At 63.2% G+C, this 13,454-nt stretch carries 7 protein-coding genes; 1 reads left to right on the top strand and 6 read right to left on the bottom strand.

Features of this window, described 5'->3' with window-relative positions; genetic code table 11:
* Positions 1 to 169 precede the first annotated feature (169 nt).
* A complete protein-coding gene (locus VGN72_22875; protein HEV7302200.1) occupies positions 170 to 2,155 on the bottom strand; it encodes a hypothetical protein in 1,986 nt (661 codons plus the stop codon).
* A gap of 417 nt (positions 2,156 to 2,572) precedes the next feature.
* Here VGN72_22875 and rfaE2 point away from each other — a divergent pair, with 417 nt between their 5' ends.
* On the top strand, positions 2,573 to 4,054 hold the full coding sequence (rfaE2, locus tag VGN72_22870) for a D-glycero-beta-D-manno-heptose 1-phosphate adenylyltransferase (GenBank protein ID HEV7302199.1): 1,482 nt from the start codon (positions 2,573 to 2,575) through the stop codon (positions 4,052 to 4,054).
* A gap of 102 nt (positions 4,055 to 4,156) precedes the next feature.
* Here the strand turns inward: rfaE2 and VGN72_22865 are convergent, their stop codons facing one another.
* The 5 genes from VGN72_22865 to nuoL form a co-directional block, all read right to left on the bottom strand.
* Positions 4,157 to 5,032: a PEP-CTERM sorting domain-containing protein gene (locus tag VGN72_22865; GenBank protein HEV7302198.1), complete on the bottom strand. Its 876-nt coding sequence runs from the start codon at positions 5,030 to 5,032 to the stop codon at positions 4,157 to 4,159.
* A gap of 371 nt (positions 5,033 to 5,403) precedes the next feature.
* On the bottom strand, positions 5,404 to 6,711 hold the full coding sequence (murA, locus tag VGN72_22860; GenBank protein HEV7302197.1) for a UDP-N-acetylglucosamine 1-carboxyvinyltransferase: 1,308 nt from the start codon (positions 6,709 to 6,711) through the stop codon (positions 5,404 to 5,406).
* A 733-nt stretch (positions 6,712 to 7,444) separates the two neighbouring features.
* Entirely contained in the window at positions 7,445 to 9,175 is a 1,731-nt protein-coding gene (locus VGN72_22855; protein ID HEV7302196.1) for an NADH-quinone oxidoreductase subunit N, read from the bottom strand.
* Between the two features lie 179 nt (positions 9,176 to 9,354).
* Complete coding sequence (locus VGN72_22850) at positions 9,355 to 10,923, bottom strand: NADH-quinone oxidoreductase subunit M (protein HEV7302195.1); 1,569 nt, start codon at positions 10,921 to 10,923, stop codon at positions 9,355 to 9,357.
* Between the two features lie 250 nt (positions 10,924 to 11,173).
* On the bottom strand, positions 11,174 to 13,444 hold the full coding sequence (nuoL, locus tag VGN72_22845; protein ID HEV7302194.1) for an NADH-quinone oxidoreductase subunit L: 2,271 nt from the start codon (positions 13,442 to 13,444) through the stop codon (positions 11,174 to 11,176).
* Positions 13,445 to 13,454: the final 10 nt, after the last annotated feature.

The raw sequence follows: 13,454 nt of genomic DNA, 5'->3' as shown, positions 1-13,454 counted from the left end.
GTTTCAAATGCAGATGAATCACGGTTTATCGCATCGCACGTCAATGGCAAGTTGTCATCCCGAAGGGAGCGGTAGCGACCTGAGGGATCTCCGATGGCCCGCACCGTCAGTCGGTCGAGATCCCTCGGGTCGCTACCGCTCCCCTCGGGATGACAGGTTATGGCTGCGACTACTCCGCATCCTGCGATAGCGAGTTGAAGTACCGCTTCTGCGCCTCGCGGGCCTGGCCGGTGATGCGTTCCTGTTCAACCTCGTCGGTCTGGGCTTGTTCCGCCGAGGCGGCGACGTCGGCGAGTTCGGCCTTGCTTTCGCCCTTGATCGAGCCGGCCTTCACCCAGCGACTGGCGAGGATCTTGCCCTTGTCGTCCTCCTGGCTTTGGCTGATCTCCTGCTTCACGGTGAACGGTGCCGCCTGCTTGGCCGAGCGATCGCCCGCCCCGATGCCACCGCCGGCCATGCCATTCTGGTTGCCGGGGGGGCCTTGCTGATCCTGACCACCGTCGGCCTGACCTTGGCCCTGGCCACCTTCGCCCTCACCATCCTGGCCACCCTGGCCCTGCTGGCCGCCTTGGCCGTTCATGGCGTTCTGCGCTTGCTGCGCGCCTTGTTGGGCGGCCTGTTGGGCGGCGGCCATCTGCTGCATGTCCTGCTGCATCGCCTGCATCTGCTGTAGCTGCTGCTGCATCTGCTGCTGGCCCTGGCCCATTGCCTGCTGTTGCTGCTGTTGACCACCCGGCTGCTGGCCGGGCTGTTGACCCTGTTGCTGGCCTTGCTGCGCCTGTTGCTGCTGGCCCTGTTGGCCCTGCTGCTGGCCCGCCTGCTGCTGCCCCTGTTGATTCGGGTTCTGCTGTTGCTGCTGCTGGCCGGCCTGTTGCTGCATGGCCTGGGCCATCTGCTGGGCGGCCTGGGCCATGGCTTGGGCGCCCTGCTGCGTGTTGGCCTGGGCCTGCATCTGCTTCATCATCTGCTGGATCTGCTGCTGTTGCTGGGGGGTGGGGCCTTGGCCGTTGTTCATCTGCTGCGTGAGTTGCTGCTGCATCTGCTGCAGTTGTTGCTGGGCCTGTTTGTCGCCGTTGGCGGCCTGCTGCATCTTCTTGGCGATGTCTTGGGCCTGCTGCTGGTTGGCGCCCATCTGCTGAAGCTGCTGCTGCATCTGTTGCTGCACCTTCGGGTCGTTGGCCATCTTCTGCAGTTGCTTGGCGAGGTCGTCCATCTGCTTGGCGGCCTTCTCCTGGTTCTCCTTGTCCATCTTGTCGAAATTCTCGACGGCCTTGGAGATGTCCTCGACCGCGCTGGAGAACTCGCCCTTGGCGATCGAGCGGTGCGCGTCGGCGACGGGGCCCTTCTCCGCGGTCGGCGGGGGTTGGACGCCCTTGATCATCCGCTCGTTGTTCTGCGCTTCGGCGAACTTCTGGTTGTCCTTGATCTTCTGCTTGATCGCGTCTTCCATTTCCTGCTGCGCCTTCAGCGCGGTGCGCTTGGCGGCGACGGGGTCCTTCTCGGCACGGTTCAGCGCCTGCTCGAGGTCCTTCTTGGCCAGTGCGATCTTCTCGTCCTCCGGCGCCACCTTGGCCGCCTGCTCGACCGTGCTGAGGGCGCGCTTCACGACCTCTTTGGCCTGCTTGGTCTGCTCGACCTGTTCGGCGTTCTTCTTCGTCACCGTCGTGGGGGACGCGAACAAATTCTGCCGATCGAGGAACGAATGCGTGAGCAGCACGACGGCGAACGCGCCCAAGGCCGCGTAGCCGACGCGCGGGAACGCCAGCTTGAACTTGCCGCGCAGCTCGACCCCCGCAGCCGACGCCTCTGCATCGCGAACGGCGGCGGCGGCGAAGGGATCTTTCAGATTGCGGGCGTACAGCGCGGTGCTGAACTTCTCCTTCAGCCCCAGCCGTTCGTCGATCGCCACCGCGGCCGTGCGCGGGTCGGGCCGGCGCCAGACCGCGTACGCGATCGCCGCGGCCACCGAGACGCCCAAGCCGATCCAGAACAGCATGCCCCAGTACGGCAGCCGCACGGAGAACAGCCGATCGACCAGGATGTTGATCCAGACGATGCCGGCGTAAATCAGCAGCGCCCATCCCAGCGCTTTCAGAAACTGCGCAAACGCCAGCTTGTTCTGAACGGCGGCGACATGGCGATCGATCTGGGTCATGGTCGAATCCTCCCTAAGGACAGCTGTCTTCATTCTATGCGCGACCTGCAGGCGAATGCCATCCAAATAGACGCTGTCCGCGGCGGGAAGTTGCTGAATTATGGCGGGGAGCCACGAGGACGCGAAGGCAGGAAGAAGAACACGAAGGATCGGATCCAGCCATGGCATGGGCGTCTCGCCCATGCGTGTGGAAGGTCAGTAGGGCTCGATTGGTGGCAACCAGCTTTGTCCGCGCAGTCTGCAACAAATAATGATTACCGCATTCGACACAAGCATGGGCGAGACGCCCATGCCACGGCCAATGCCCCGCCGCTCGCACCTTTGTGTCCTCCTTCGTGCCTTCGCGCATTCGAGGCTCCCGATCCGCCTTCGCGCCGCCGTGGCTCCCTCCCCACCTTCCGCTATACTGGCCGGCCCATGCCAACGCGGCTTATCGAAATCGTCGAACGCTTCAGCGGGCACACCGTCGTCTTGGTCGGCGACTTTATGCTCGATCGGTACATCTTCGGCAGCACCGAGCGCATCAGCCCCGAGGCCCCTATTCCCGTGCTGAAGTACGCGCGCGAAGAGGCCCGGCTGGGTGGGGCCGGTTTCGTGCTGGCGGGATTGGCGGAACTGGGTTCGCACGTGCGAACAATCGGCGTGGTGGGTGACGACGCCGCCGGCCGGGAACTGCGGCATCGCGTGGACGCGCTTGGCGCCGACGCCGCGGGCCTTATCACTGTAAAAGACCGCCCCACCGTCGCCAAAACGCGTTTTCTGGGCTCCAGTGAAGACCGCACGCCCCACCAGATGATCCGCTTGGATATCGAGGACGCCGGACCCGTGTCGGCGAGCGTGGCGGATGAGATCGTCGCCAAAGCGACCGCGGCCCTTGCGGGGGCGAAATTGCTCTGCTTGGAAGACTACAACAAGGGCGTGCTGACGGCCGACGTCTGCCAGCGGCTGATCGCGGCGGCTAAGGCGCAGGGCGTGCCGGTCTTCGTCGATCCTGCCCGCCTGGCCGACTATCGCAAGTACGCCGGGGCGACGCTGCTAAAGCCCAATCGGCCGGAAACCGAACGATCCACCGGTCAATCCGCCCGCACGCCCGAGGGCCTGAAGGCGGCCGCCGAGCAACTGCTGAGCACGCTGAAGTTGGACGCGGTTGTAATGACTTTGAACGAGAAAGGCTGCTACCTCGCGACCGCAGACGGCGAGCGTACCCTGCTCGCCTCGCGCCCCCGCCAGGTGGCCGACGGCACCGGCGCTGGTGACATGGTCTTGGTCGCGATCGCCCTCGCCCGCGCCGCCGGCGCCGATTGGCACGACGCCGCGGCGTTATCCAATGTGGTCGGTGGGTTGGAAGTCGAAAAGCTCGGTTGCGTGCCGGTGTCGAAGGACGAGGTCGTCGCCGACTTGCTGGCCGAGCATCACGAGCACGCTGGCAAACAGCGCTCGCTGGAGACCCTGCTCCCCGAGCTCGCCCGCCACCGGGCCGCCGGCCGGCGCATCGTCTTCACCAACGGCTGCTTCGACCTCATTCACCTTGGCCACGTGAAGTACTTCCAGTACGCCAAGGCCCAGGGCGACCTGCTCGTGGTCGGCGTGAACACCGATTCCAGCATCAGCCGGCTAAAGGGCCCCAAACGCCCCATCATCAACGAAGGCGACCGCGTCAGCGTGCTGGAGGAACTGGAAAGCATCGACTACCTCGTCCGCTTCGACGAGGACACGCCACGGCAACTCATCGAATCGATCCGCCCCGACGTGCTGGTAAAAGGCGCCGACTACGCCAAGGAACAGGTCGTCGGCTGGGAGTTCGTCGAAGCCTACGGCGGCTGCGTCTCGCTTGCCCCCCTCATCGACGGCAAGAGCACTTCGGCGGTCATCCAGCGGATTCTGGCGGCGTACACGTAGAACGCGGTATTTCGTCCCCGCAGCCCCCTTAGAACGCGACAACGCCGGTCCCAAAGCGGGACCGGCGTTGTCATTTGGTTTCGGCTCGGAATCGACCGCTCGTTATACGCGGCGACGGCGTGCCATCAGCATCAAGCCCGTTACACCAAACACCGCCATCGATGCGGGCTCCGGAACGGCCGTCTGGATCAACGCGAGGTCGTCGCGGATGATGATGTTGTCGAGAGTGGTCGAGGACGACGCCCCACCAAAATTACGCCCGGCCACGAGAGCCAAACCCTCCAATGCACCAGATGCGTATCCAGCAGTGCTACCCTTGACGACGTTCTCACCTACAAGCGCGTCACCGATAAACATGGTGAACGAATTGTCGTTCAGCGTATGAACGGTACCGTCCGGTGCATCGTACGTCTGCGTGGCACCCGAGTCGTTAAAGTACACACGCCATGTGTAGGTCGTGCCGGTGCTACCCTGCATTGTGGGCCCCGTCGACTCATTACCGCGCATCTGGACGGTATATGGATTATTGCCAGCGACGTTGATGCGCGCCCAGTTTCGGCCGGTGCCATTTCCATTGACACCCGGGTTGAACTCGCTGATCTGATCAAATGTCCCGGCATACAGTGAGAACGCCGAACTAGCGCTGCTGTAAGTGATGCCAGTGAAATCCATCTGTACCGACAGAAGTGATCTGACACCCCCCAACCCGATGACGGCATACATGCTGCCATCCTCCGAGGTCGTATCGTTGTTCGGGAGGATGTTCAGGTTCAGCCCATTGCGCGTAACGGACTGGCCTCCATCGTTAGATTGCACGTAACCCTGAAAAAGCTCGCCCATCCCGGTGTAGTCGGCGATGCTGCCATCGGTGTCAAACGACTCGTTGTAAAGCACCGCCGCCCGGGCGCTTGAAGCAGACATCACAAACGCACCGGCCACCGCCGAGAATAGACACTTACGCAACAGTTGAGTTACCATCTCCGAAATATATACCCAGTTTGGCCGATCGCAAATTTCAGTCCGATTATTCTCGGCAGATCGGGGCGCAGGTCACCCTCGCCAGCTGCGATATCTCCTAGGAAATCGCGGAGCTTACGCAATATGAGAAACAATTGACAATCGACGCCAGCGCGGGGTCAAGGCAGGTACTTCGTTGGCCCCCGGTTCGGGGACGAACGAATCCCCCAAATTGCCACCGCTCTCTTCGGGATGACATGGAACTTGGAATGGCGTTACCACGGGCTCGTCGCTGAACTTTCTATTGTCGCGCATCCATAACCTAAACAGAGAGACGCCGACCTCATCGGTCGGCGCTTCACGGAAGTCGTTTTGCAATCGTCGGTAAGCGATTATCGATCGCTCACGCGCTCGATATCCGCCCCCACCGCCCGCAGTTTCTGTTCGATCTTTTCATACCCGCGGTCGATGTGGTAGACGCGGTCGATGCGGGTCTCGCCCTTGGCGACCAGGCCGGCCATCACCAGAGCGGCGCTGGCGCGGAGGTCGCTCGCCATCACGGGGGCGCCGGCCAGTTCTTTGACGCCCTGCACGATCGCGGTCGGGCCTTCCTTGCGAATGCGGCCACCCATGCGGTTCAGCTCGCCGACGTGCAAAAAGCGGTCGGGGAAGATGCGCTCGGTGACGACGCTCATGCCGTCAGCCAGGCACAGCAGCGCCATCAGCTGCGCCTGAAGGTCGGTCGGGAAGCCGGGGAAGGGCTGGGTCGTCATTTCCACGGGGTTCAACCGGCGGGACGACGACACGAAGATCGTGCCGTTCTGACGCTCGGTCTTCACGCCGATCTCGTCCAACCGATCGACGACCGCGATCAGGTGATCCAGATTGCAGTTCTTCAGTTCCAGCTCACCATTGGTGATGGCGGCCGCCATCATGAAGGTGCCGCACTCAATGCGGTCGGGGATGATGCGGTGCTCGCAGCCGGTCAATTTCTCGACGCCTTCGATGCGGATCTCCGGCGTGCCGTGACCCTTGATCTTGGCGCCCATCTTGTTGAGCATTTCCGCGCAATCCCACACTTCCGGCTCGCAGGCGGCGCCGACGAGGACGGTCTCGCCCTCGGCCAGCGCTGCGGCGCACAGCACGTTGATGGTGCCCAGCACGGTCGGCCCCTGCGCGCCGCCGAGGTACATGCGGCAACCCTTCAGGCGTCCGCGCACCTCACCGACGATGTTGCCCCCCTCGGTGTGGAAGGTGGCGCCCAGCTTCTGAAGCCCGCGCACGTGCAGATCGACCGGCCGATCACCGATCGCGCAACCGCCGGGAATGGAGACGATTGCCTTCTTGCGCTTGGCCAGCAGCGGCCCAAGGACGCAGATGCTGGCGCGCATCGTTTTCACGATGTCGTAGCGGGCCTCAACCTTCGATTCGTCGGTGACCTCGATGTCCAGCGGCCCGTTGAGCTGCGGCCCACCGCCGACGGCTTCGCTGTCGCTGTCGTGACGGTAGATGTGGCAGCCCAGCTCGCCGACGAGCTTGATCATCGAGTCGATGTCGCTGAGGCGCGGCACGCCCTTAAGCGTGGTCTTGCCGTCGGCCATCAGCGTGGCGGCGAGAATCGGCAACGCCGAGTTCTTGCTACCGCTGATTTCAATTTTGCCTTTGAGACGGTTCCCGCCGCGAATAAGGAACGAGTCCATTGATTACATCCCATCCTTGGGGGCTCGCGGATGGCGTTGCGCCACGCTCGCGGCCCGAACTTTGCCCGCCAAAGACCGTTCTGGCGGGTATTCGGACTATCGGCCAGTCCATTGGCCGATTCTTAATGAAAGCTGTCTCACCCGTGATTCAGCCCGGCCTCACCGTCGCGCCGTCCTGTCGAACGCCGCGACCGAGGGTCCGTCTTCCCAAAGTACGCTGACCGGGAAGATTTGCAAGCGTGGTACGGTCCGGCGCGCATGCGGGTTCGGTGCGGTGGCAGAAAGCGAGCCGCCGTTGCTTCTCTTCTGTAGGACAGGCATTCCTGCCTGTCTCTCCCCCCGTATTGCTTTCTGCCTCTCTTCTGTGGCACAGGCATTCTTGCCTGTGTCTCTTCTCTCTTCACCTTCATGCCCCTCTGCGGCGCGACGCATCGCGCCAAGGACGCCAAGAGGCCAAGGTCGCCAAGGTAAGAGAGAAAAGAGGATTGTCTTCAGCCCTATTCCTCGTCTCTTCAATCTTGGCGTGCTTGGCGCCTTGGCGTTCTTGGCGCGCACAGGCAGCAAAGATAGATAGACAAGAATGTCCCTCCCACCAAAGGGGGAAAATAGGAAGAGACATAGGCAGGAATCTGTGCCACAGAAGAGAGCATACGGGGGGAGAGACAGGCAGGAATGCCTGTCCTACAGAAGATTCAGAGGCGCCACCATGCGCTGCGGCGCCTCTGACGACAGACTATCGCCCCGCGGGACTTTGCAGCGATACCGCGGCGGCTTCGGCGACGGGCACGGGCGGAACGGGGTCGATCGCGATGGCGCGCTTCACCCGGTCGCCGAGGGCATTGTGGGCCCGCGGTACGGCACCGGCGAGCATCACGCCAACGGCGGCCAAAGCGACGGCGACCATGACGGGCGTTGCGCGGGCGTCCAGTGGCATCTGCGGCAGCGCGGTGGCGTGGCCGTGCACGGTCGGGCCGTGCGGGTCGGGACGCAGGAACATCGTGCCGATGATCTTCAGGTAGTAACCGGCGCTAATGGCGGCGTTGATCATCACGATCACCACCAGCCAGTTCATCGCGGGGCCGCCAAGGTCCAGCGCGGGCTGCACGAGGTACAGCTTGCCGAAGAAACCGACCGTGAGCGGTAGGCCCGTCAGCGAGAAGCAGCAGAGCGCCAGCGCCAAACCCAGACCGATGTGCCGACGACCCTGGCCCGCCAAGTCTTCGTACGTTTCAGCCGTGGTGGCCGGGGGATGGTTGGCGGCGGTGTCGGCGGTCGACGTGTAGTGGAAGCGGGCGGGGATCAGCGACAGCACGCCGAACGCGCCGATGTTCATCACGCCGTACGCCACCAGGTAGAACAGCACGCCCTGCAGCGCCAGGCTTTGCACTTCGGGGTTCCCGCGGGCCGATACCAGCGCCGTCAGGCCGACCAGCATGTACCCGCTGTGCGCGACCGACGAGTACGCCAGCACGCGCTTCACGTTGCTCGCCAGCAGCGCCAGCACGTTGCCGAACGTCATGGTCAGCACCGCGACGATCCAGAGCAGCTTCACGAGCACGTCCGGTACCGCCCAATCCGCCCCGCCGACGACGTACAGCAGCTTGATGATCGCGATGAAGCCGCTCGTCTTGGGCACGAACGCCAGGAACGCCGTCACCGGGGTCGCGGCGCCGGTGTAGACGTCACCCGCATAGCTGTGCAACGGCACCGCGGCGATCTTGAACGCAAAGCCCGCCAGCAGCATCAGCACCGCCAGCACCTGCCACGTCGTGAGCGACCCCATGGCGGCCAACGCGCCGCCCGACGCCTGGTAGGCCAACTGGAACTGCTCAGCAATCGCGTCGAGCTTCAGCAGCCCCGTCGTGCCGTACAGGTAGCTGAAGCCGAAAAGCATCACCGCGGCGCTCATCGCGCCCAGGAAGAAGTACTTCACGCCCGCTTCCTGCGCCACCGGGATCGGCCGGCTGATGCTGACCATGATGTAGGTCGGGATGCTGGCCAGTTCCAGGCCCAGGAACAGCAGGATGATGTCGTTGGCGCTGGCCACGATGAACACGCCGCACAGCGACAGCAGCATCAGCCCGTAAAACTCGGCCAGCTCGTGGCCCACTTCGAACGCGTTGCCGCCGGTTGCCTCGCTGTTGGTCGGCCAGGCGAGCAGGATGAGCAGGATGACCATGCCCGAGGCGATCAGCTTCACGAAGCTCGAGAATTCCGTCACCCGTACGCTGTTCCACGGGTCGGTGATGACGTTGCCGGCGCCGGCGTCGTTGAAGAGTTGAAGGAAACCGTGCCCGATCAACTGCTGCAGAAAGACCAGCGAAACGGTGATCAGCGCCAGGATGGCCGCCCCACGGCGGTACTGCGCCGAGTTGGCCGTGCCGATCAGGAACAACAGGCACGCCGCCCCCGCGAGCACGAACTCGGGCAGCAGCGCGAAGAACATTTGGATGATCTGATCCATCGTTTACTCGGATTCATTCCGCCCTGTGGCGCTTTACTGTCATCCCGAAGGGAGCGGTAGCGACCTGAGGGATCGCGACTCACTGCTGACGTCGTCTGCGGTCCTAGATCCCTCGGGTCGCTACGGCTCCCCTCGGGATGACAACCATTCGCATGACACGGCGTCCAAAGAACGCCGAACTACTTCTCCACCACCATCGCCACGTTCTGCGTGGTCGTCGGTTGCCCGGCCAGGATCTCCCGCACCGGGTTGACCATCGACTGCAGCATAAAGCTCGGCATCACGCCAAGGCCGATCGACAAAATCGCCAGTGGCGTCAGTACCAGCACCTCGCGGCCGGTGATGTCGCCGCCGGTGACGTACTTTGGGTGAACGGTGCGGTGACCGTCTTCCGCGTTCTCGGGCAGCGGGGGATAGTTCAGCGGGCCGAACAGGATGCTGCCCGACAGCTTCAGCAGGTAGACGGCCCCCAGCACCACACCGATCGTCGCGACGATGGCATAACCGCGGTGCAGGTGGTCACTGGTGAAGGCACCCAGCAGCGTTAGAAATTCGCCGATGAACCCGTTGGTGCCCGGCAGGCCGACGCTGGCCATGATGAACAGGACCATGAAGAACGCCATCTTCGGCATGGCCTTGCCGAGCCCGCTCAGCTCGCGCACGTCGCGCGTGTGGTAGCGGTTGTAGATCATGCCGATGATGAGGAACAAGGCGCCAGTGTTGATGCCGTGGTTCACCATGTAGAAGACGCTCGCCTGCACGCCGACCTGATTTAAGGCCAGCATGCCCAGCACGCAGAAGCCTAAGTGCGAGACGGACGAGTAGGCGATGAGGCGCTTGATGTCGGTTTGTGCCCAAGCCACCAATGCGCCATAGATGACGCCGATGACGCAGAGGGTCGCCAGCACGTTCAGCACGACGGGGAACAGCACGGTGCCGTTGGGCCCGACGAGGCCGATCGGCAGCGCCAGCCGCACCAGGCCGTAGGTGCCGAGTTTCAGCACCAGCGCCGCCAAATCGACGCTGCCGGCGGTGGGCGCTTCGGTGTGGGCCAGGGGCAGCCACGTGTGCAGCGGGAAGATCGGCGTCTTCACGCCAAAGCCCGCCAGCAGGCCCAGCAGCACCCAGAAGCGCTCGGTGCTGGTCATGGCGGTCTGGGCGTGGGTGATCATCGCCGTCATGTCGAAGCTGTGAGCCTGCAGGCCGGTGTACAAAATCGCCATCAGCGTGAAGACGCCGCCGGCGAAGGTGTAGATGAACAGCTTGGCGGCCGCCTGCTTGCGATCGGGCCCGCCCCAGATGCCGACGATGAAGAACAGCGGCACGAGCGAGAACTCGAAGAACGCGTAGAACAGCAGCCCGTCGCGGGCGATGAACGCCCCGATCATGGCGAACAAGATCAGGTTGAACCAGGCGTAGTGTTCCTTCGTGCGCTTGCGAATGCTGCGGAAGCTGGCCGTGGTGGCCAGCGGGTGCAGCACGCAGGTCATTAAAACCAGCCAGATGCTGATGGAGTCGACACCGAGCCGAATGCCCGAGTTCAACCGCTCGAACACCGCCCCCTCGTAGGCGAACTGCACGCCACCGGCCGCCCAGTCGTAGTTGAACGCGATGATGCCACCGACGATCGCCGTGGCGATCGAGACGACGATGCCCCACCACTTGCCCGTAAACGTGTGCGGCAACAACGACCCGCCGATCGCGCCGATCAGCGGGATGATGAGGAGGATGGGGAGGAGGTATTGCATGATGGTTGGTCAGTGACCCCTTGTCCGTGGTCGGGCGCCATCGCTTGGCAGCCGCACGCACAATGGCTACTGACATCTTCGCATTTCACAACGGACACGATCCGGTCCCCTCTCCCGGTACTCCGGGAGAGGGTTAGGGTGAGGGTGATTTCGACCTGCGGATGCGCCTGCCTTTGCAGCCCCGAATCGCTCGTTACTTGAAATCACCCTCACCTAGCCTCTCCCGGTGTACCGGGGGAGGAGGGATAAATCACAGCACAAAAATCGCCACCAAAATCACCACAACGCCGAACACCATGCCCGCGGCGTACCCCTGTAGGTAACCACGTTGCAGCGTGAGCTTCAGGCTGAAGCCAGCGACCTGGGGGGCGAAGCTGACGGCCCAGACGAGCCCGTCGATCACCCAGCGGTCAAACTTCTCGTACCACTGCCCGACCGCCCATAGCGGCCGCACGATGGCAGCGTCGTAGATCTCGTCGACCCAATACTTGCGGTCCAACACCGTTGCGATGCCACGGAACTTGTCGGCCAGCGCGTCGGCCTGTCGGCGGTCCTTCTTGTGCAGCAGGTACGCGATGCCGATGCCCGCCAGCGCCAGGACGCCGCTGCCGATCATCATGTACAGGTGCATCTGGTTCTCGTCGGCAACCTCGCTGGCGTCACGTTCCACCAACAAACCCCCGCGATCCCGAACGACGCCGAACGCGACGTTGCTGGCGTTGGGGAACGCTAGGTTCGCCTCGGTGTACGCGATGTTGAACGACGGGCTCTTACCCAAAAAGTTCGACAGAATGCTCTGCTGATTTTCCTTCGGAACGCCCGCCTCGTTGGACTTCACGAAGTAGAGCAACGGCCCGACGATCAGCGACCCAATCGCCAGGATGACCAGCGGCGCGATCATCAGCCAAGGCTCGTGGTTGTGATGACCATGACCATGCGGTTGTCCGGCCTGTCCACCATGCGGACCATGCTGGTTGTCCGCGACCGATCCGCTGTGTCCTTCGGCCAAGTGACCCGGCGCATCACCCGCCTCGGCCTCGCTGGGGATGGTGTCGACCGCCGGATGCGACGGCAGGACCACGGGGCCGTGAAATACACGGAAATAGAGTCTAAACGTGTAATAAGCGGTCAAAAACGAGGTTAATAGCAGCACGCCGGCGAGGATGGCGTTGTGGTGCCAGGCGGCGGCTACGATCTCGTCCTTCGAGTAGAAACCGCTCGTGACGATCGGAAACCCCGCCAAGGCCGCACAACCGGCCAGCATCAGCCAGCGCGTCTTGGGCAGCACGCTCTTGAGGCCGGACATCTTCCGCATGTCCAGTTCGCCGTCCATCGCGTGCATCACGACGCCACTGCCCAGGAACAGCAACGCCTTGAAAAACGCGTGGGTGACCAAGTGGAAGACGGCTGCCACCGGCGCCAGCACCGCGACGGCGACGAACATGTAACCGAGCTGGCTGACCGTGCTGTAAGCAAAGACCTTCTTCAAATCGAACTGCCGCATGGCGATCGTGGCGGCCAGCAGCGCGGTGAAGGCGCCGACGATCGCGATCGTCCACAACGGCGCGTCGAACGCGCCGCCGGGCATGTTGTGGAAGAACATCGTCCCGCACCGGGCGATCATGTAAACGCCGGCCGTCACCATGGTTGCGGCGTGGATGAGCGCCGACACGGGCGTCGGGCCTTCCATCGCATCCGGCAACCACACGTACAGCGGAAACTGGGCCGACTTACCGAACGCCCCGATCATCAACAGGAACGGCACCCACTGCACCGCCATCTGCTGCGTGCTGTTCAGTTGGTCGAACGGCGTGACGAACATCTCGAGCAAACCCGTGTTCGTCGCGACGCCATCACCCAGATAGCTAACGGTGCCGAACGCCGCGAAGCAGAGCATAATGCCGAGCGCGAACCCGAAGTCACCAATGCGGTTAACGATGAACGCCTTCGTCGCGGCATCGCGGGCGCTGGGCTTTTCGTAGTAGTACCCGATCAGCAGGTACGAGCAGAGGCCGACGCCTTCCCAGCCCAGGTAGAGCATGAGCAGGTTCTCGCCCATGACGAGATTGGTCATCATGAAGATGAACAGCCCGAGGTAGGCGAAGAAGCGCCAGTAGCCGCTCTCCCCCTTCATGTAGCCGGCCGCGAAGACGGTGATGAGGAACCCGATGCCGCAGACCACGCAGAGCATGACCGCCGACAGCGGGTCGAGCAGGTAGCCGACCTTCACGTTGAGGTAATCGCTTGCGCCACCGACCATTGCGGTCGCCGGGTCGCCGGCGGAAATCCAGGTGAAGACGGTCTTTGTGATGTAGACCAGCCCATCGCGCCCGGTGTTGGCCGGGTCCAGCAGCGCGACCAGCAGCATGATCGACAGCACGGCGCTACCGCCGACAGTCAACCAGATGGGCCAGTGGCTCGCCCCGCGCAGGTGCCGCGCGCCAAAGAATCCCGCGATGGCCGCCCCGATGAGGGGCAGCAGCGGGATCAGCCAGACGTATTGGATGGCGAAGTTTTCCATGGTGTAGGGG

The organism is Tepidisphaeraceae bacterium, assembly GCA_035998445.1.
Lineage (GTDB): Bacteria > Planctomycetota > Phycisphaerae > Tepidisphaerales > Tepidisphaeraceae > DASYHQ01.
The sequence above is the reverse complement of the archived record's forward strand: the minus strand, read 5'-3'. Positions and strand labels throughout refer to the sequence as shown.